15 protein-coding genes are annotated in these 18268 nt (G+C 62.2%); 3 read left to right on the forward strand and 12 right to left on the reverse strand.

The window, feature by feature from the left end; all coding sequences use genetic code 11:
• Window positions 1-97: 97 nt before the first annotated feature.
• The 4 genes from gltP to A9971_RS16600 all read right to left on the reverse strand — a co-directional run bounded on the left by gltP (window position 98) and on the right by A9971_RS16600 (window position 3175).
• On the reverse strand, window positions 98-1429 hold the full coding sequence (gene gltP, locus A9971_RS16585; protein ID WP_011058482.1) for a glutamate/aspartate:proton symporter GltP: 1332 nt from the start codon (window positions 1427-1429) through the stop codon (window positions 98-100).
• Between the two features lie 745 nt (window positions 1430-2174).
• On the reverse strand, window positions 2175-2642 hold the full coding sequence (locus A9971_RS16590; protein WP_019095623.1) for an inhibitor of vertebrate lysozyme family protein: 468 nt from the start codon (window positions 2640-2642) through the stop codon (window positions 2175-2177).
• A gap of 2 nt (window positions 2643-2644) precedes the next feature.
• Window positions 2645-2809 (reverse strand): DUF1328 domain-containing protein, encoded by a 165-nt coding sequence (locus A9971_RS16595; protein WP_003170804.1) that lies wholly within the window; start codon window positions 2807-2809, stop codon window positions 2645-2647.
• Between the two features lie 81 nt (window positions 2810-2890).
• Complete coding sequence (locus A9971_RS16600; protein WP_015633659.1) at window positions 2891-3175, reverse strand: hypothetical protein; 285 nt, start codon at window positions 3173-3175, stop codon at window positions 2891-2893.
• A gap of 442 nt (window positions 3176-3617) precedes the next feature.
• On the opposite strand from A9971_RS16600, the gene algB reads away from it, so the two are divergent.
• Both algB and A9971_RS16610 read left to right on the forward strand, forming a co-directional pair.
• Window positions 3618-4964: a sigma-54-dependent response regulator transcription factor AlgB gene (algB, locus tag A9971_RS16605; protein WP_011058479.1), complete on the forward strand. Its 1347-nt coding sequence runs from the start codon at window positions 3618-3620 to the stop codon at window positions 4962-4964.
• 10 nt (window positions 4965-4974) lie between these two features.
• Window positions 4975-6759, forward strand: a complete 1785-nt coding sequence (locus tag A9971_RS16610; RefSeq protein WP_011058478.1) for a KinB sensor domain-containing domain — start codon at window positions 4975-4977, stop codon at window positions 6757-6759.
• A gap of 4 nt (window positions 6760-6763) precedes the next feature.
• Here A9971_RS16610 and A9971_RS16615 read toward each other — a convergent pair whose 3' ends face one another.
• The 7 genes from A9971_RS16615 to A9971_RS16645 all read right to left on the reverse strand — a co-directional run bounded on the left by A9971_RS16615 (window position 6764) and on the right by A9971_RS16645 (window position 14180).
• The gene (locus A9971_RS16615) at window positions 6764-8386 is read right to left on the reverse strand and encodes an EAL domain-containing protein (RefSeq protein ID WP_183001293.1); all 1623 of its coding nucleotides are present in this window, start codon (window positions 8384-8386) and stop codon (window positions 6764-6766) included.
• 73 nt (window positions 8387-8459) lie between these two features.
• On the reverse strand, window positions 8460-9239 hold the full coding sequence (locus A9971_RS16620) for an N-acetylmuramoyl-L-alanine amidase (RefSeq protein WP_041115001.1): 780 nt from the start codon (window positions 9237-9239) through the stop codon (window positions 8460-8462).
• A gap of 101 nt (window positions 9240-9340) precedes the next feature.
• Window positions 9341-11524 carry a GGDEF domain-containing protein gene (locus tag A9971_RS16625; RefSeq protein WP_183001292.1) on the reverse strand — a complete coding sequence of 728 codons (2184 nt, stop codon included), beginning with the start codon at window positions 11522-11524 and terminating at the stop codon, window positions 9341-9343.
• On the reverse strand, window positions 11521-12399 hold the full coding sequence (locus A9971_RS16630) for an endonuclease/exonuclease/phosphatase family protein (protein ID WP_011058474.1): 879 nt from the start codon (window positions 12397-12399) through the stop codon (window positions 11521-11523). Before A9971_RS16630 ends, A9971_RS16625 begins: the two co-directional genes overlap by 4 nt.
• 12 nt (window positions 12400-12411) lie before the next feature.
• Window positions 12412-13041 (reverse strand): thiol:disulfide interchange protein DsbA/DsbL, encoded by a 630-nt coding sequence (locus A9971_RS16635; RefSeq protein WP_011058473.1) that lies wholly within the window; start codon window positions 13039-13041, stop codon window positions 12412-12414.
• 197 nt (window positions 13042-13238) lie between these two features.
• On the reverse strand, window positions 13239-13844 hold the full coding sequence (locus A9971_RS16640) for a cytochrome c (protein WP_011058472.1): 606 nt from the start codon (window positions 13842-13844) through the stop codon (window positions 13239-13241).
• Between the two features lie 45 nt (window positions 13845-13889).
• Window positions 13890-14180 (reverse strand): cytochrome c5 family protein, encoded by a 291-nt coding sequence (locus A9971_RS16645; protein ID WP_015633654.1) that lies wholly within the window; start codon window positions 14178-14180, stop codon window positions 13890-13892.
• A gap of 191 nt (window positions 14181-14371) precedes the next feature.
• Here A9971_RS16645 and yihA point away from each other — a divergent pair, with 191 nt between their 5' ends.
• Window positions 14372-15013, forward strand: a complete 642-nt coding sequence (yihA, locus tag A9971_RS16650) for a ribosome biogenesis GTP-binding protein YihA/YsxC (protein WP_011058471.1) — start codon at window positions 14372-14374, stop codon at window positions 15011-15013.
• Between the two features lie 415 nt (window positions 15014-15428).
• On the opposite strand, the gene polA is transcribed toward yihA, so the two are convergent.
• Complete coding sequence (polA, locus tag A9971_RS16655) at window positions 15429-18218, reverse strand: DNA polymerase I (RefSeq protein ID WP_183001291.1); 2790 nt, start codon at window positions 18216-18218, stop codon at window positions 15429-15431.
• Window positions 18219-18268: the final 50 nt, after the last annotated feature.

The raw sequence follows: 18268 nt of genomic DNA on the forward strand, positions 1-18268 counted from the left end.
CATCTGTAGGGGCTGGATTGCTGTCGAAGGCGATCTGCAGGCAGCTGAAGGGCTTGGGGCCTCTTCGCTGGCAAGCCAGCTCCTACACAATAGGCGCTTAGCCTTTGGACGCTTCGCCTGCTGGCAGTTTTTCCTTGCTGCGCCAGTGCGGCAGGGAGTTCCAGTAACGCTGGCCCTTGGCGTCGTCGTACATGCCTTCCCAACGGGAGATGACCAGTACCGCCAGGGCGTTGCCGATCACGTTCAAGGCGGTACGCGCCATGTCCATCACACGGTCGACACCAGCGATGAAGGCCAGGCCTTCCAGAGGAATGCCGACGCTGCCCAGGGTGGCCAGCAGGACCACGAAGGACACGCCCGGAACCCCGGCGATACCTTTGGAGGTGACCATCAGGGTCAGCACCAGCAGCAGTTGCTGGCTGATGGACAGGTCGATGCCGTACAGCTGGGCGATGAAGATCGCCGCGATGCTCTGGTACAGGGTCGAACCGTCGAGGTTGAACGAGTAGCCGGTCGGCACCACGAAGCTGCAGATGGCTTTCGGCGCGCCGTAGGCTTCCATCTTCTCGATCACCCGCGGCAGCACGGTTTCCGAGCTGGCGGTGGAGTAGGCCAGGACCAGCTCATCCTTGAAGATGCGCATCAGCTTGATCACCGAGAAGCCGAACAGGCGGGCGATCAGGCCGAGGATCACGAAAGCGAAGAAGGCGATGGCCACGTACACCAGGATCACCAGCTTGGCCAGCGGCAGCAGGGAGGCGAAACCGAAGTTGGCGACGGTCACCGCGATCAGTGCAAATACGCCGATAGGGGCGTAGTTCATGATCATGTGGGTGACTTTGAACATGCTTTCCGAAACGCCCTGGAACATCTTCACCAGCGGTTCGCGCAGGTCGGACTGCAGGCTCGACAGGCCCAGGCCGAACAGCACCGAGAAGAAGATGATCGGCAGCATCTCGCCACGGGCCATGGCCGCGAAGATGTTCGATGGAATCAGGTTGAGGATGGTCTCGATGAACGCGTGTTCATGCTGCACCTCGGCCGCAGTGGCCTGGTACTTGGAGATGTCCACGGTGCCCAGGGTGCTCATGTCGATGCCTGCGCCCGGATGGAACAGGTTGGCCAGCAGCAGGCCGACGACGATGGCGATGGTGGTCACGATTTCGAAGTAGATGATGGTCTTGAGGCCGATGCGCCCCAGTTTCTTCGCGTCACCGACACCGGCGATGCCGACGATCAGCGAGGAAATGACGATCGGGATCACGATCATCTTGATCAAGCGGATAAAGATATCGCCCGCAGGCTGCAGGACGTTGCTGATCCACCAGGCCTTTTCAGCACTGAAATGATTGAGCAGCGCGCCAATCGCAATCCCCAGGACCAGACCGATGAGGATCTGCCAGGCGAGGCTTAATTTTGCCTTCTTCATATCATTACCCTTACTTCAGTTGGACTCGGGCTGATGCGCGAACTGGAACGCTCAATGGCGGAAAAGTTTGTGCATCGGCCCCCGTATAAGGTCATCCCGAACGAGCATTTACGGCTCTCTGCGGGCGAAAAAAGGCGCAACTATTCCGATGCTAGGGAGGCACGTCTAATGCCGTAAACGCCTACCCTATGCCGAATCGGCATGAGTTTTTCCAAACAAAACGAGCGTCCCAACCGGTTCGAATACGACATTTCGGCAGGCAAAAATGCCGTGAAACGGCCATTTCAGGCGGCGTGCAGGCTTGTCGGAGGGGTCAGGAAAAAGGCTAAAAAAGTTTAGAATTGCTCTGATTCGGGCGCCCGGAAACGCTGCGCAATTCGCACAAAGTTTCTCGATATACGGTCGCAGAGAAACACCAGGAAACGTTTGATCGGAGTCAAAGGAAGATTTTTTCCCGCGCGAGCACGGAAATTGTCAGACGGACGGCTCTAGCACAGGACTTTGCCATTCAAGCACGCCGCAAGCTCATCAGGTCGGTGGCCGACCTGGGAGCTTGCGCCGCCGCTCTTTCCTGACCCGGCCCTTGCGGAGGCACTCCCTGTACCCCTAGGTCACTCCGATCACCCGTGGATCAGAACATCCCGGCCCCTTGGTCATGCACTCGCCCTCCTCGGGTGGTGCAACAGCCGAAAGCGCCAGGGCGGCCCTTTCGTCTATCTGTTATGCAATATCGGCAATTTGCACATCAGTACCAGTTCGGGTCCTTGCGCAACTGCTCCTGGAGCAGCGCTTGCATGCCGTCATCGGGCTTGCCGAGGAACCGATAATTGGCGTGGCGGGTCGGTGACTTGTCCGCGGGTAAACCCGCCGGCACGTCCACCAGCATCGCGTAGGCATGCTTCTTGTCGAAACTGAAGGCCACAATCAAACGCTGGTTCTGACAACTCTGAGCGGTTTCGCACAGAGGGCCCACCAGATACTGATCGCCATCTTCGGTCATGGCATTCATCTGTTGCGGCGCATCACCCGAGAGGTTCATCACCCACTCGGGCAGGCGCTCCTCCTTGTGCACGACCCCCTGCCAGGTTTCACGAAACTGCGGGTCCGACCCCAGCAGCTGATTGGCTCGTGCCTGGCCATCATTGGCCGCCGACGCCAGGGCGCTGGCGCCCAGCAGCAGCGCGGCAGTCAATGTCTTCAACGTGAGACTCATGGTCAGCCTCGGCCTCGACGGCCAAAGAAGAACGAAGCGATGAACATCACCAGGAACACCACAAAGAGAATCTTGGCGATACCCGTGGCGGTGCCCGCGATACCACCGAAGCCCAGGACCGCAGCGACAATGGCAATGATCAGGAATGTGATTGCCCAGCTCAGCATGATGATTCTCCTTACTCTTCTATTAGTGGTGCTGCCTATGGAGCCAGCCCGGCGCCGCCGATTGCGGGCCCGGCCTTGGTGCTAGAACACCCAGCGTTCCTGACGTGGCGCGTCCGCGACCGGCTGTGCCTGGTCGACGGCCATCAGTTGCATGGGGGCCTGGTCGTTGAGCTGGCTGCTCACCGAACTGAAATGGGTCTGGGTGAAGTGATGAACCGGCACTCGCGGCGCGGGTGCCTGGCTGTCCTGCCAGCGCTGGAACTGTTGCCCGGCGATCAGGGTGACCAGCAACGCCAGAACGGCGAAGAGGCCTTGCTGGAGATGCAGTGGCGCAATACGCAATTGGGCAAGACGTTGGCGATTCATCCTGAAACTCCTCCCACACTGGTGGTGATGTTGTTATGGAAGCCACGGCCGGCGCTTCTCGATGAGAGGGATATTGCAGGCTGCATGCCAGCTTTTTCTTTGAAATTAAATTCAATAAAATCAAATACTTAAATCAAATTACCAAAAGCATTCCACACGCATACTGCACGATGCCCCCATGCCGGCCGTGCGAAATGCACGATGTCCCAGGAAAACAGTGAGCGTTTTTTGATCACAGGGGGGAACTTTGATGAATGGCCAATAGCCTGATACAGACCCACCCAGCAGCTACTCTGGGTAAAACATGCGTAATTTCAGCCTGTTAGCCGTTTCAGCCGGAGATATCTAACCTGCTGGCGCTGGAATGGATCAGAATCAACCTTGCAACTTGCCCGATTTTTCCGGGACTAAATAAAGATCATTCATTAAGGAGCCTCGGGAAATGGAGTCAGCGCCGGAGAATCAAGGCCGCATCCTTCTGGTGGATGACGAATCCGCAATCCTTCGCACCTTCCGCTACTGCCTGGAAGACGAGGGCTACACCGTGGCCACCGCCAACAGCGCGGCGCAGGCCGATGCTCTGCTGCAACGCCAGGTATTCGACCTGTGCTTCCTCGACCTGCGCCTGGGCGAAGACAACGGCCTCGACGTACTGGCACAAATGCGTACCCAGGCACCCTGGATGCGGGTAGTGATCGTCACCGCTCACTCTGCCGTGGACACCGCAGTAGATGCGATCCAGGCCGGCGCCGCAGACTACCTGGTCAAGCCCTGCAGCCCCGACCAGTTGCGCCTGGCCACCGCCAAGCAGCTGGAAGTACGCCAGCTCTCGGCACGCCTGGAAGCCCTCGAAGGTGAGGTACGCAAGCCCAAGGACGGCCTGGACTCCCACAGCCCGGCAATGAAAGTGGTGCTGGAAACCGCGCGTCAGGTGGCCAGCACCGACGCCAACATCCTTATCCTCGGCGAGTCCGGCACCGGCAAGGGCGAGTTGGCGCGGGCCATTCACGGCTGGAGCAAACGCGCCAAGAAATCCTGCGTGACCATCAACTGCCCCTCGTTGACTGCCGAACTGATGGAGAGCGAACTCTTCGGCCACAGCCGCGGCGCCTTTACCGGGGCCAGCGAGAGCACCCTGGGCCGGGTCAACCAGGCCGATGGCGGAACCCTGTTCCTCGACGAGATCGGCGACTTCCCGTTGACCCTTCAACCCAAGCTGCTGCGCTTCATCCAGGACAAGGAATACGAGCGCGTCGGCGACCCGGTAACCCGCCGCGCCGATGTGCGCATCCTCGCCGCCACCAACCTCAACCTTGAAGACATGGTGCGCGACGGGCGTTTCCGCGAAGACCTGCTGTACCGGCTGAACGTCATCACCCTGCACCTGCCGCCCCTGCGCGAGCGCAGCGAAGATATCCTGACCCTGGCCGACCGCTTCCTCGCCCGCTTCGTCAAAGAGTATTCGCGCCCGGCCCGGGTCTTCAGTGATGAAGCCCGGGAAGCGCTGCTCAACTACCGCTGGCCGGGCAACATCCGCGAACTGCGTAACGTGGTGGAACGGGCGAGCATCATCTGCCCGCAGGAACGGGTGGAAATCAGCCACTTGGGCATGGCCGAGCAACCCACCAACAACGCCCCGCGGATCGGCGCCGCCCTGAGCCTGGACGAGCTGGAAAAGGCACACATCGGTGCGGTCCTGGCCACCAGCGACACCCTGGATCAAGCCGCCAAGACCCTGGGTATCGACGCGTCGACGCTGTACCGCAAACGCAAACAGTACAACCTGTGAGCAACACCCTATGAAGTTAGCGATGAAACTGCGCACCCGGCTGTTTCTGAGCATCTCGGCGCTGATCACCGTGGCCCTCTTGGGCCTGGTGCTCGGGCTGGTCAGCGTGATGCAGATGGCCAGCACCCAGGAATCGCTGATCCGCAACAACTTCATCACCCTGGACCTGGGCCTCAAGCTGCGCCAGACCCTGGGCGACCAGCTCATCATCATGCTCGGCAAGCAGCCGGACCGCGCCGCCCTGGAAACCTCCCGGCAGCATTATCTGGAGCTGCTCGACGAAGGCATCGCCCATGATCGGCAGACCCAGGTACAAAGTGGCTTCCAGCAGGCCCGTAGCGACTACCTGAGCTTCTACCAGGCCTTCGAGCGCAACAGCACCGCAAGCGGGCTGCATGACAACAACGAGCTGACCGAGCGCTTCAACGCCTTGCGCGGCGGGCTGATCAACGAACACAAGCGCGCCCTGGACAACATCAGCCAGGTGGAGCAGCAGGCCCGCAACCGTGCATGGCTGGTGGCCGGCCTGCTGGGCCTGGTGGCCCTGGCGGTGCTGATCATCGGCTTCGTCACGGCCCATGCCATCGCCCGGCGCTTTGGCGGGCCGATCGAAGCCCTGGCCAAAGCTGCGGACAAGATTGGCGAAGGCAATTTCGACGTCACCCTGCCCATTTCGGCGGCGGCGGAGATGAACCTGCTGACCCGGCGCTTCGGCATCATGGCCGAGGCCCTGCGCCAGCATCAGGCAACCAATGTCGATGAGCTGCTGGCCGGCCAGCAGCGCCTGCAGGCCGTGCTCGACAGTATTGACGACGGCTTGCTGATGATCGACCGCCAGGGCCGCCTGGAACACCTCAACCCCGTGGCCCAGCGCCAGCTGGGCTGGGACCAGGAGCGCCTCGGCCAGGGCCTGGGCAGCGCCCTGCAACGCCCGGAGCTGGATGAGCAGCTACAGCTGGTATTGCGCGGCGGCAACCTGGAACGGGCGCCGGACGACCTGGATATCGAGGTCGACGGCGAGTCGCGCCTGCTGACCTACAGCCTGACCCCCGTCAGCCATACCCAGGGCCATATTCTCGGCGCCGTGATGGTGCTGCACGATGTCACCGAGCAACGGGCGTTCGAACGAGTGCGCAGTGAGTTCGTGCTGCGCGCCTCCCACGAACTGCGTACCCCGGTCACTGGCATGCACATGGCCTTCGGGCTGCTTCAGGAACGCCTGCACTTTCCCGAGGAGTCCCGGGAAACCGACCTGCTCAATACGGTCAACGAGGAAATGCAGCGCCTGATGCAGTTGATCAACGACCTGCTGAATTTTTCCCGCTATCAGAACGGCCTGCAGAAACTCACCCTCGCTCCCTGCCCCCTGGAAGAACTGCTGGTGCAGGCCCAGGGCCGCTTCAGCGAGCAGGCCCAACAGCAGGGCATCGACCTGCTGCTGGAGATCCAGGCGCCGTTGCCACGGCTGCATGCCGACCGCGCACAACTGGAGCGGGTGCTGGACAACCTGATCGACAACGCCTTGCGCCACACCGCCAGCGAGGGCCAGATCCGCCTGCAGGCGAGGCGCCATGGCGAGCGGGTGATCGTCAGCGTCGAAGACAATGGCGAGGGTATTGCCTATGGCCAGCAAGGGCGGATCTTCGAGCCTTTCGTCCAGGTGGGCCGCAAGAAGGGCGGTGCCGGCCTCGGGCTGGCGCTGTGCAAGGAGATCGTCCAGCTGCATGGCGGGCGCATGGGCGTCTACTCAAGGCCCGGGCAGGGCACCCAGTTCTATCTGGCCCTGCCGCTCTAGGGCTTCATGCTTCATCATCCAGGCGCCTGGCCACCAGCCGTCGGCCACGGGTAATCAGCTCAGTGAACTGCAAGGCACTCAGGGCATGGGCGAACAGCCAGCCCTGGCCGAAGCTCACGCCCTCGCTGCTGAGCAGCAGCGCCTGGTCCTCGAACTCGATGCCCTCGGCAATCACCTTGAGTTTCAACGCGTGGGCCATGCGAATGATGTGCGGCGCCACGCCGCTGCTGGCGGCATCGTGCCCCAGGGCATCGATGAACGCCTTGTCGATCTTCAGGCAATCCACCGGCAGGCTCTGCAGGTAGGCCAGGCTGCAATAGCCGGTGCCGAAATCATCGATCAGCACCTGATGCCCGACATCGCGCAGGGCCTGCAGGTTGTTGCGCGCCACCACCACATCGATCAGCCCACGCTCGGTGACCTCGAAGGCGATCTGCCGGGCCGCTACCCGATGCGTCGCCAGCAGCCGCGCCATGACCATGCCGATCCGCGGGACCATCACGTCGCAGGCCGCCAGGTTGACTGAGATGTACAGCTGGGGATTGGCCCGTAGCACATGCCCCAGTTGCTCCAGCAGGCGCTGCAGGACGAAGTCGGTGATCTGGCGGATCTGCCCGGTGTTCTCCGCCAGCGGGATGAACAGGTCGGGGCTGGTCAGGGTACCGTCCGGGCGGCGCCAGCGCAGCAGGGCCTCGGCCCCCACGCAGAGCCGGCTACTGAGATCGAAGATCGGCTGGTACAGCACCTGCAACTCGCCGCGGCGCAGGGCCCCTTGCAGCTCCGCCCCCAGGGACTGGCGCTGGCGGACCACCTGATACACCAACCCACCGATGAACAGCGCCAGCACCAGGCTGGAGGGCAGCAACCACCACCAACCGTCGAGCACTTCGCCCTGCAGGCTGGCGCGGGGGGTGATCAGCACCAGTTGGTACTCGGGGTTGCGAGTGGGCATGCGATAGATCAGCAGGTCCGGGGTGACCTGCAAGGGCCCGTCGCGGCCCCCCCGCCAAGGCTGTGCGGGGGGCCAGGCATGGGCCGGGCCGAGCACCGGTATCGCCCGGGCACCATGATCCACCACCACCATCAGGCTGCCACCGGGAGGCAGATCGACCACATCGGTCAGGTGCCCGCGGGAAGTGGCCACGCGAAAGTTGCCGCGACCCAGCATCAGCGCAGCAAGGTTCTCATTGGGCTGGGTCGAGGTGTTGAGCCAGTAGCTGTAGGTCGGCCCGCGGATATCCGGCGGCCTGGCCGCCGGCAGGAGGTTCTGCCGTGGCCAGTTGGAACAAGTGTGGGTGGCGTCCCTGTAGGCCGCTTCATAAATGAAGCGATAGCTGTAGCTGACCTGCTGCAGAGCTGCGATGAGATCGGCGTTGCACTCGCGCAGCGGCTGCGCCTCCAGCACGTCGAGACCTTCGCGCAGTTGCCCGAACAACTGCTCCAGCCGCTCCAGGAAACGCTGCCCCTGGGCGTTCATCTGCTCGCTTTCCCGTTGCTGGACCTGGTGCATGGCCAGCCCGGCGCTGCCCAGCAGCAAAATCACCGCACTCAGCACAGCCGCCAGCATCGCCAGCGTCCAGGGGCGATGGAACCAGGTACGCAAGGGCTCGCGAGCGGCCGGCATCATGGGAGATCCGAAGGATTACCAATGAGTTATAGCAACTGATTGGACAATCGGCCCCAACCGTCCGGCGGCGTCATTATTTTGTCTGGTTGAGCACCATCAGGATGGCCGCGCTTTCTGCGTCCGGCGTACCATCGAAACGCCCCGGCCGGTAGTGCATCTGGAATGCGGCCAGGACGTTACGGGTCGCCTTGTCCAGCTCGCCGGTCTGCGGCGTGGCGTAACCCAGCTGGGCCAGTTGCTGCTGGTACCAACCGATGCTCGGCGGGCTCACGGTAAAGAACGCCTGCTGGCGTGCCACTGCCTGGGCATCGGGCCACAGTCCCAGGCCGGCCTCGGCCAGGCGTTTCCAGGGAAACAACGGGCCCGGATCCAGCTTGCGCATGGGGGCGATATCGCTGTGGCCAATGATGTGGCGCGGCGAGATGTTGTTGCGCTTGCTGATGTCCTTGAGCAGCACGATCAGGTTCTGGATCTGCGCTTCGCTGTAGGGGTACCAGAGCCGCCCGCTGGGGCCATCGCGGAACCCCGGGTTGACGATCTCGATGCCAATGGAACTGGAGTTGAGCCAGGTCCGGCCCTGCCACTGGCTGTCACCGGCATGCCAGGCACGGTATTGCTCGTCCACCAGCTTGTAGATGGTGGCGGACTTGTCATCGCCGATCAGGTAGTGGCTGCTGACCTGGCCATGGGTCAATAGGGCCAGGGAGCGCTCCAGCGATGCCGAGGTGTAGTGGACGATGATGAACTGGGCGCGCTGATCGTAATTGACCGACGGGTGGCTGGTGTCGATGCGCGGGCCGCTGGCGCAGCCGGCGAGGATCAGCAGGGAGAGGGCAAGAACAAGAAGTTTCATGGCAAAAGGCAGTACGCTGAAGACGATAATGCAACAGTGTAACGTACTGCCCTGGCGATCATGGGCAAAACCGCGCTTTCATTCAGCAAAGTGCTGGCTCCTCAACCAGCTTCCACCCGGTTCCGGCCGGCATCCTTGGCCCGGTACAGCGCCTGATCGGCTCTTTTGATCACCAGATCGCTGCGATCACCGGCCTTGAACGCACTCAGCCCGACGGACACGGTGATGGTCACCGGCTCGCCCTTGAAATGGAACGGGCACGCCTCGATTGCCGCGCGCAAGGCTTCCACAATGCGCACGCCCACCGGCCAGGGGGTGTTGGGCAGCAGCAGAACAAACTCCTCGCCACCGAAACGTGCGATGAAATCGCTGCCTCGCAGGCGTTTGCGCAGTACGTTGGCGATGATCTTCAACACCTTGTCACCGGCCAGGTGACCGTAGTTGTCGTTGATCCGCTTGAAATGATCGAGATCGAGCATGGCCAGCAGCAGGCTGTTGCCATGTTGTTGCCATTGGCCGACTTCATGTTCCAGGCGTTCGCTCCAGGCAGCCCGGTTGGGCAGGCCGGTGAGCGGATCGATCAGCGCCTTCTGCCGCTGCTCTTCCAGGTGCTCACGGTAGCCCTGGGCTTCCTGCTCCATGCTCGAAACCCGCTCCGCCAGGCTTTGCAGGCGGGCGGCCACTTCCCGTTCACGCTCGTCGCGCTGCTTCTGGTGGTGGTCCATGGTGCCCAGCAGGCCTTCCAGGTGGCTTTCCAGCACTTGCTTGAGGTCATCCAGGTCGGCGGCCTCCTGCACGCTGCTTTGCAGGCCGTCGACCTGTTCACGGATCTGGCTGTCCATGGCCCGTGCCGCCGAACTGCTGTCGGCATGGCCGTCGCTGGCCGCCTGCAGGTTGCTCTGGAAGGCCTCCAGGCGCTCGTTGAGCTGCTTGAGGTAAGTCTCGAACTCATGCTGGCCGGAGTCGGTGATGGCCAGCATCAACACCGCCAGATCGTCGAGGATCGGCAGCAATTCGTACCAGTTCAGCCCATGCTGCAGACGATCGCGCATGGCCTCGGCCTGTGGCCGGTGGCGCTCCGGCAGGCTCAGGTCGTCGAGCAGCCCCAGCAAGGTGTGCTCGATGTGCTTGGCCACCGAACTGTAGGAGGGCTCGGGCGAATCCGGCAGAGCGTAGAGCACATCGTGCTCCGACTGCTCCGGATCGATGGCGGCCAGGGCCTCGGCCATGACTGCCGGCAGGGGCAGGCTGTCCAGCAGCACTGCCGGGGAAACCGTAGGCAGGGGCACCAACTCGTCGGGATTGAGCGCGGCTTCGGCGACAGGCGCTGGCGGCGAATCGGAAGCGGCGACCACCCCGGGATCGACGGGCGCTTGTGGCTCCGCGACAGGCGAAATGGTTGCTTGAGGTTCGACCTCGATAGCGGGTACAGGCTCGGCGGGCGCCTCCTGCACCAGTACCGGAGGCACGAACGCCACCACCGGGGCCGGAGCGGGCACTGCAGCAACCTCCGGCTCGTCGCTGGCAACCGGCTGGGCAACCGGCTCAGGTTCGAGCTGCACTTCGGGCTGTGCCGGGGCGGGCGCGGCAGGCGCCGAAACCGCCTCAGGCAAGGCCTGGGTCGGCGTCTGATAGTGCTCGCGCGCGCCATCCTCCGGGACCGGGGCTTCATCGGCTTGTGGATGAGCCTCCGCCGCGGCGGCCGGGAGCGGCGGATTCGTCGCAACGGCTTCCTCCGCCGGGGCTGGCGTCTCGCTCGCCTCGCGGCTGCCGAACAGGCGCTGCAACAGGCTTGGGCGGTCGGGTTCGGCCGGGGTTTCCAGCTGGCTCAGGGCCTTGCCCTGCAGGCTGCTCAGTTCGCCGAGCAGCAAGGGAATTTCCCGCGCCTGGCCAACCCGGCCATCCAGTTGCTTGGCAAAGGCTTTCAGCGGACGGCTGACCTCCCGGGGCAGGGGCAGGGACTGCAACTGGCTGACCAGCGCCGTCAGCGCGCTGCTCATCTGCTCGACCCGGGTTTCCCGCCGCTGCTCGGAGTCCAGCACGGCTTTTTCCAGGCGCGGCAGCAGGGCAGCAAGCCCGGCGTCCATGTCGTCGGTGCGTACCACCTCGCGCATTTCCTTCATGCACTGGTCGACCGCGCGATCGGTGCCCTCCGCCGCCAGGGTGCTGCGTACCAGGCCACGACGCAGCAAGTCGAGACGGGCCGCCCATCGGCGTTCGAGCTTTTCCTGCTGTTCGATACTTTTGAGGTATTTCTCTTTCCAGCGATTGGCGTCGTCGCTCATTCATCGGTTCCGCGAGGGGCAGGACTCAACGCGGGCAATGCATCAGCCGTGAGCGAACCCGGCAGACGAATCTCTACCGCGACCGGCAGGTGATCGGATATGGGTTGGGCCAGGACCTCCACGCGCTCCAGGGTCAGGCTGGGGCTGAGCAGAATATGGTCCAGGCAACGTTGCGGACGCCAGCTGGGAAAGGTCGCCTGCAGTTGCGGCGCCAAGAGGCTGAGGTCCCTTAGAGGGGAATGCTCCAGCAGGTCGCTGGCATGGGTGTTCATGTCCCCCATCAGCACCTGATGCTTGTAGCCGCCGATCAACTCGCGGATGTACGCCAGTTGCCGGGTTCGGGTGCGGGCACCGAGCGCCAGATGCATCATCACCACCACCAGTGCCTCGGGACCCTCGCCAAAACGCACGAGGATCGCGCCGCGCCCCTTGGGGCCAGGCAGCGGGTGGTCTTCGATGGCCCAGGGGCGCAGGCGGCTGAGCACGCCATTGCTGTGCTGAGCCAGGCGTCCCAGGTTGCGATTGAGCTGTTGGTACCAGTAGGGGAAGGCGCCCAGTTGGGCCAGGTGTTCCACCTGATTGACGTAGCCGGAGCGCAGGCTGCCGCCATCGGCCTCCTGCAGGGCCACCAGGTCGAAATCGCCAAGCAGGTTGCCGATTTTCTGCAGATTGTCGGCACGCCCATGATGGGGCAGCAGGTGCTGCCAACCACGAGTCAGGTAATGGCGATAACGTTCGGTGCTGATACCGACCTGGATATTGAAACTGAGCAAGCGCAGACGACTGTCTGCCGGCAGGCCGGACGACGCCAAATGGTGCTCGTTGACCTGCGGATCATGCAGGCCAACGATGCGTTCCGAGCTCCAGCGCGGCATGGCGGCGGGCGCTTACTTGGCTGCGCGCTCTTTGGCGATCAACTGGTCAGCCACGCTCAGCGCGCCTTCAGGACCACCGGCGGTGCCCAGGTCGAAACGATACTTGCCGTTGACCACCATGGTCGGTACGCCGGTGATCTGGTAGGCCTGGGCCTTTTTCTTGGCGTCTTCGACCTTGCCTTTGACGGCGAAGGAATTGTAGGTGCTCAGGAACTTGTCCTTGTCGACGCCTTCGCCAGCCAGGAACTCGGCCATCTCTTCAGGAGTAGCGAGTTTCTTGCCGCCATGGATGGCCTCGAATACGGCCTTGTGCACCTTGTGCTCGACACCCATGGCTTCAAGGGTGATGAACAGTTGGCCATGGATGTTCCAGATACCGCCGAACATGGCCGGGATACGGACGAAGTTGACGTCGGCCGGGAGTTTTTCAGCCCAGGGATTGATGGTGGGTTCAAAAGCGTAGCAGTGCGGGCAGCCATACCAGAACAGCTCAACCACTTCGATCTTGCCTGGCACGGCAACCGGAACGGCGCTGCTCAACTCGACATATTGTTTACCGGCTTCAAGCGGTTCGGCCGCTTGAGCGGTCACGCCAAACAGGCTGGCGGTGACGAGTGCGGCGCTGAGAATCAGATTACGCATGCTTTACTCCTGGACAATTTTGGCGCCTCGCTCGACCTGAATTCGACCAGGTCTTGGCGGGCTTGAGTTCGCTAGTGTAGCGGCAGACGCCATAAAAAAGGGCGGCCTGAGCCACCCTTTATGCTTGCACCGTCAGATTAATCGATCATTAACGTTGCCGTGGCTTAGCACCTTGGGCAACGCTGATCGAGCCGGCCTCAGTGCAGGCCCTGAATATAGCTGGACACCGCTTCGATGTCTTTGTTGCTCAGCTTGCCAGCGATGCTGCGCATCACCAGGGTATCGCCGTCGTTGGTACGGTTGCCTTCGCGGAAGTCGGTCAGCTGCTTGGCCACGTACTGTGCGTGCTGGCCGCCCAGATGGGGGAAGCCGGCTGCTGCGTTACCCGCACCGTTTGGCGAGTGGCAACCGGTGCAGGCAGGCATGCCCTGGTCGAGCTTGCCGCCACGGAACAGTTCTTCACCACGGGCCACGACTTTAGGATCTGCTGCGCCGACGCTGCCTTTCTGGCTGGCGAAGTAGGCGGCGATGTCAGCCAGGTCCTGATCGCTCAGGTTGGTCAACAGGCCTGTCATCTCCAGCACCTGGCGCTTGCCGGACTTGATATCGTGCAACTGCTTGTTCAGGTACTTTTCCCCCTGACCCGCCAGCTTGGGAAAGTTTGGCGCCATGCTGTTCCCATCAGGGCCGTGGCAAGCACCACAGACTGCGGCTTTCGCCTGACCGGCAGCAGCGTCGCCTGCGGCATGGGCGACACCTGTGATGCCCAAGGTCAACAGCAGACTCACGAGTAATTTGTTCATCAGCTAATCCAACTACGGCTAAGGGTTAAGAGTTATGGACCGGGATCACTCGCTCATCCAATGGATGATGACTCGGTAATCCTCGGCACTGCAGTCCATGCACAAACCACGCGGCGGCATCGCCTTGAAACCCTGGGTCACGTGTTGCACCAGCGTCTCCATACCTTGCGCCAACCTCGGCGCCCAAGCTTCCTGGTCGCCCTTGCGGGGCGCCGTGGGTAGTTGGCCGGAATGACAAGCCCCACAAACACGGTTGTACACAGCTTCCGGATCCTGTGTAGCCTGAGCGCCGTAAAACGGCATCAAGACACCGGCAGCTAGCAGCCATTTCGTCATAAAACGACCTTTTCAGGGTTGAGAGCGTGGTGCGTTCTAATGCGCATTCAAGGTTTATCGCTCTCGTGAACTTCATCCTACGCTGGGACAAAGCGCACACAAAATCTGCGGCATTATATACTGGCGTTACTGAAACGGAAACGACACCGCTCGCCGCGTCCACTCTCGGCATCGCCCCAATCGGAAATCCCATGCAACTCAAGAACCCCATCCTCGGTCTGTGCCAACAGGCTACGTTCATGCTCAGCGCCGCCAAAGTCGATCAATGCCCTGACGATGAAGGCTTCGAAGTGGCCTTTGCCGGGCGTTCCAACGCCGGCAAATCCAGCGCCCTGAACACCCTGACCCACGCCAGCCTGGCACGCACCTCGAAAACTCCGGGTCGCACGCAGTTGTTGAACTTCTTCAAGCTAGACGACGATCGCCGTCTGGTCGACCTGCCGGGCTACGGTTACGCCAAAGTGCCAATCCCGCTCAAGCAACACTGGCAGCGTCACCTGGAAGCCTACCTGGGCAGCCGCGAGAGCCTTAAGGGCCTGATCCTGATGATGGATATCCGTCATCCCATGACCGACTTCGACCTGCTGATGCTGGACTGGGCGGTCGCCAGCGGCATGCCGATGCACATCCTGCTGACCAAGGCCGACAAACTGACCTACGGCGCGGCCAAGAACACCCTGCTCAAGGTGCAGTCGCAGATCCGCAAGGGCTGGGGCGAAGCCGTCACCATCCAACTGTTCTCGGCCCCCAAGCGCATGGGCCTGGAAGAGGCCTACACCGTGCTGGCGGGCTGGATGGAACTGGCCGACAAAGGCGCCGAAGCCGAGGCCTGAGAGACGTAGGGAAAATTGCCTGGGGGATGATCAGGCAAGGCAAAAGCGCGGTGCGAAAGCGGAGTTTACTGGCTGTAAATGAGCATTTCGCGCCGCGCTTTTAACGCAGCATGATCATTTCCCAGGCGGTTTTCAGGCAAAAAAAACCCCGGACTTCGTATGGGGAGGGGGAAGTTCGGGGTTCAAGTTCTAGACCGCTAGGGCGGGGTCCAGATATCTGCCAACACTTAACACAACATAGGAGCATCGAAGGGCTTCACCAGCCATTCAGTAACTCTGAGTGGGCGTTCACCTATTTAGTTCCGGCCGGTTGCAAAAACTATTGGCAATAATCGATGAAATTTTCGGTGCTAATAGCTCTTCGCTAGTTTTTGCCGCGACACTATGCCGCGGCAAAAACACCTGAAAAGTGCCCTTAATGGGCCTCATCCCAGTTATTTCCCACCCCCACTTCCACCAATAACGGCACATCCAGGGTTGCGGCACCGCTCATGTGCCCGCGAATTTCCTCACGAACCTGGTCCACCAGGTCCTCGCGCACTTCCAGCACCAGTTCGTCGTGCACCTGGAGAATCACTCGGGCATCCAGCCCGGAGGACTCCAGCCAGTTGTCCACGGCCACCATGGCTTTCTTGATGATGTCTGCCGCGGTGCCCTGCATCGGCGCATTGATCGCGGTGCGTTCGGCGCCGGCGCGCTCCTGTGGCTTGTTGGAGTTGATCTCCGGCAGGTACAGGCGGCGACCGAAGATGGTCTCGACATAACCCTGGTCCGCGGCCTGGGCGCGGGTGCGTTCCATGTACTCGCGAACCCCCGGGTAACGCGCGAAGTAGGTGTCGATATAGGCCTTGGCCTGCTTGGTATCGACACCGATGTCCTTGCCCAGCTTCTGCGCGCCCATACCATAGATCAGGCCGAAGTTGATGGCCTTGGCGCTGCGGCGCTGATCGGAAGTGACGTCCTTGAGCTCGACCTTGAACACCTCGGCCGCCGTGGCGGTGTGCACGTCCAGGTTGTTGCGGAAGGCGTTGAGCAAACCTTCGTCGCGGGACAGGTGCGCCATGATCCGCAACTCGATCTGCGAATAGTCCGCTGCCAGCAGCTTGTAGCCTGGCGGCGCGATGAAGGCCTGGCGAATGCGCCGGCCTTCAGCGGTACGTACCGGAATGTTCTGCAGGTTCGGATCGCTGGAGGACAGCCGGCCGGTGGACGCTACCGCCTGATGATAGGAGGTATGGATGCGCCCGGTACGCGGGTTGATCTGCTCCGGCAGGCGGTCGGTATAGGTGCTTTTCAGCTTGCTCATGGAACGGTACTGCATCAGCACCCGCGGCAGCGGATAGTCGTCTTCCGCCAGCTTGGCCAGCACCTCTTCAGCCGTGGATGGCTGGCCCTTGGCAGTCTTTTTCAGCACCGGCAGGCCGAGCTTGTCGTAGAGGATGCTGCCCAGTTGCTTGGGCGAGCCCAGGTTGAACTCCTCGCCGGCGATCTCGAAGGCTTCGCGCTCCAGGGCGACCATCTTGTCCCCCAGTTCGATGCTCTGCACTCCCAGGAGCTTGTCGTCCACCAGTGCTCCCTGGCGCTCGATGCGCGCCAGGACCGGCACCAAAGGCATTTCGATATCGGTGAGCACGCTGGCCAGGCTCGGTATCGCGGACAGCTTGTCGAACAGGACCTGGTGCAGGCGCAGGGTCACGTCGGCATCTTCCGCGGCGTAGGGGCCGGCCTGCTCAAGGGGAATCTGGTCGAAGGTCAACTGCTTGGCACCCTTGCCGGCGATGTCCTGGAAACTCACAGTGCTGTGGTCCAGGTACTTCTGCGCCAGGCTGTCCATGTCATGGCGGGTGGCGGTGGAGTTGAGCACGTAGGATTCGAGCATGGTATCGAAGGCCACGCCGCGCACAGTGATGCCATTGGCCTGGTCGCCGCCGATGGCGCAGTTGGCCAGGATGTTCATGTCGAACTTGGCGTGCTGGCCGACCTTGAGCAGCTTGGGATCTTCCAGCAAGGGCTTGAGGGCCAGCAGTACGCTGTCGCGATCCAGCTGTGCCGGCGCGCCCATGTAGGAGTGGGTCAGGGGAACATAGGCCGCTTCGCCGGCCTTGACCGAGAAGGACAGGCCCACCAGTTGCGCCTGCTGCGCATCGATCCCGGTGGTTTCGGTATCGAAGGCAATCAGCTTGGCGCCCTTGAGTTTCTCCAGCCAGGCATCGAGACGCTCCTGGTCGAGGATGGTTTCGTACTGCAGCTCCAGCGGAGCTTGCTCCACAGCCTGCGGCGGCACGGCGGCGGGTGTCGCCTCAGCGCCGCTGAGCTCGACACGCTTGGCATCGCGCTGCAACTCGTCGAGCCAGCTCTTGAACTCCAGCAGGCTGTAGAGCTCCACCAGCTTCTCGCGGTCCGGCTCGCCCAGGTGCAGGTCGTCGAGCCCGACATCCAGCGGCACGTCGACCTTGATGGTCGCCAACTGATAGGAGAGGAAGGCCATTTCCTTGTGTTCTTCGAGCTTGGCCGGCAAGGTCTTGGCCCCGCGGATCGGCAGGGTCGGTACGATATCGAGCTGTTCGTACAGCTCCTTCAACCCGCCATTGACCCCGACCAGCAGGCCGGAAGCGGTCTTCGGACCAATGCCCGGCACCCCGGGAATGTTGTCGGAAGAGTCGCCCATCAGCGCCAGGTAATCGATGATCTGCTCGGGAGCGACGCCGAATTTCTCCTTCACGCCTTCCACATCCATGCTGCTACCGGACATGGTGTTGACCAGGGTAATGTGCCCGTCCACCAGCTGTGCCATGTCCTTGTCGCCAGTGGAAATCACCACCGGGCGGTCCGCTGCCGCGCTGCTGCGGGCCAGGGTGCCGATCACGTCATCGGCCTCGACACCTTCCACGCACAACAAGGGGAAACCCAGGGCGATCACGCTGGCGTGCAACGGCTCGATCTGCACCCGCATGTCGTCAGGCATGCTCGGACGGTTGGCCTTGTATTCGGCATACATGTCATCGCGGAAGGTCCCGCCCTTGGCATCGAAGACCACGGCGAACGGGCTGTCCGGGTACTGCTTGCGCAGGCTCTTGAGCATGTTCAACACGCCCTTGACCGCGCCGGTAGGCAGGCCTTTGGAGGTGGTCAGCGGTGGCAGCGCGTGGAACGCGCGGTACAGATATGAAGAACCGTCCACCAGGACGAGGGGGGCTTGGCTCATGAGCGGGATCAACCTTTTCGGCGGGTCCGGCGCTAGAATAGCGGGACCGT

The sequence above is a fragment of the Pseudomonas sp. UME65 genome, assembly GCF_014170225.1.
GTDB classification, from domain to species: Bacteria; Pseudomonadota; Gammaproteobacteria; order Pseudomonadales; family Pseudomonadaceae; genus Aquipseudomonas; species Aquipseudomonas protegens.

What these genes read in the sequence shown, in the direction of transcription:
- gltP (WP_011058482.1), bottom strand. Translation starts at nt 1,429, where the DNA reads ATGAAGAAGGCAAAATTAAGCCTCGCCTGGCAGATCCTCATCGGTCTG.
- A9971_RS16590 (WP_019095623.1), bottom strand. Translation starts at nt 2,642, where the DNA reads ATGAGTCTCACGTTGAAGACATTGACTGCCGCGCTGCTGCTGGGCGCC.
- A9971_RS16595 (WP_003170804.1), bottom strand. Translation starts at nt 2,809, where the DNA reads ATGCTGAGCTGGGCAATCACATTCCTGATCATTGCCATTGTCGCTGCG.
- A9971_RS16600 (WP_015633659.1), bottom strand. Translation starts at nt 3,175, where the DNA reads ATGAATCGCCAACGTCTTGCCCAATTGCGTATTGCGCCACTGCATCTC.
- algB (WP_011058479.1), top strand. Translation starts at nt 3,618, where the DNA reads ATGGAGTCAGCGCCGGAGAATCAAGGCCGCATCCTTCTGGTGGATGAC.
- A9971_RS16610 (WP_011058478.1), top strand. Translation starts at nt 4,975, where the DNA reads ATGAAGTTAGCGATGAAACTGCGCACCCGGCTGTTTCTGAGCATCTCG.
- A9971_RS16615 (WP_183001293.1), bottom strand. Translation starts at nt 8,386, where the DNA reads ATGATGCCGGCCGCTCGCGAGCCCTTGCGTACCTGGTTCCATCGCCCC.
- A9971_RS16620 (WP_041115001.1), bottom strand. Translation starts at nt 9,239, where the DNA reads ATGAAACTTCTTGTTCTTGCCCTCTCCCTGCTGATCCTCGCCGGCTGC.
- A9971_RS16625 (WP_183001292.1), bottom strand. Translation starts at nt 11,524, where the DNA reads ATGAGCGACGACGCCAATCGCTGGAAAGAGAAATACCTCAAAAGTATC.
- A9971_RS16630 (WP_011058474.1), bottom strand. Translation starts at nt 12,399, where the DNA reads ATGCCGCGCTGGAGCTCGGAACGCATCGTTGGCCTGCATGATCCGCAG.
- A9971_RS16635 (WP_011058473.1), bottom strand. Translation starts at nt 13,041, where the DNA reads ATGCGTAATCTGATTCTCAGCGCCGCACTCGTCACCGCCAGCCTGTTT.
- A9971_RS16640 (WP_011058472.1), bottom strand. Translation starts at nt 13,844, where the DNA reads ATGAACAAATTACTCGTGAGTCTGCTGTTGACCTTGGGCATCACAGGT.
- A9971_RS16645 (WP_015633654.1), bottom strand. Translation starts at nt 14,180, where the DNA reads ATGACGAAATGGCTGCTAGCTGCCGGTGTCTTGATGCCGTTTTACGGC.
- yihA (WP_011058471.1), top strand. Translation starts at nt 14,372, where the DNA reads ATGCAACTCAAGAACCCCATCCTCGGTCTGTGCCAACAGGCTACGTTC.
- polA (WP_183001291.1), bottom strand. Translation starts at nt 18,218, where the DNA reads ATGAGCCAAGCCCCCCTCGTCCTGGTGGACGGTTCTTCATATCTGTAC.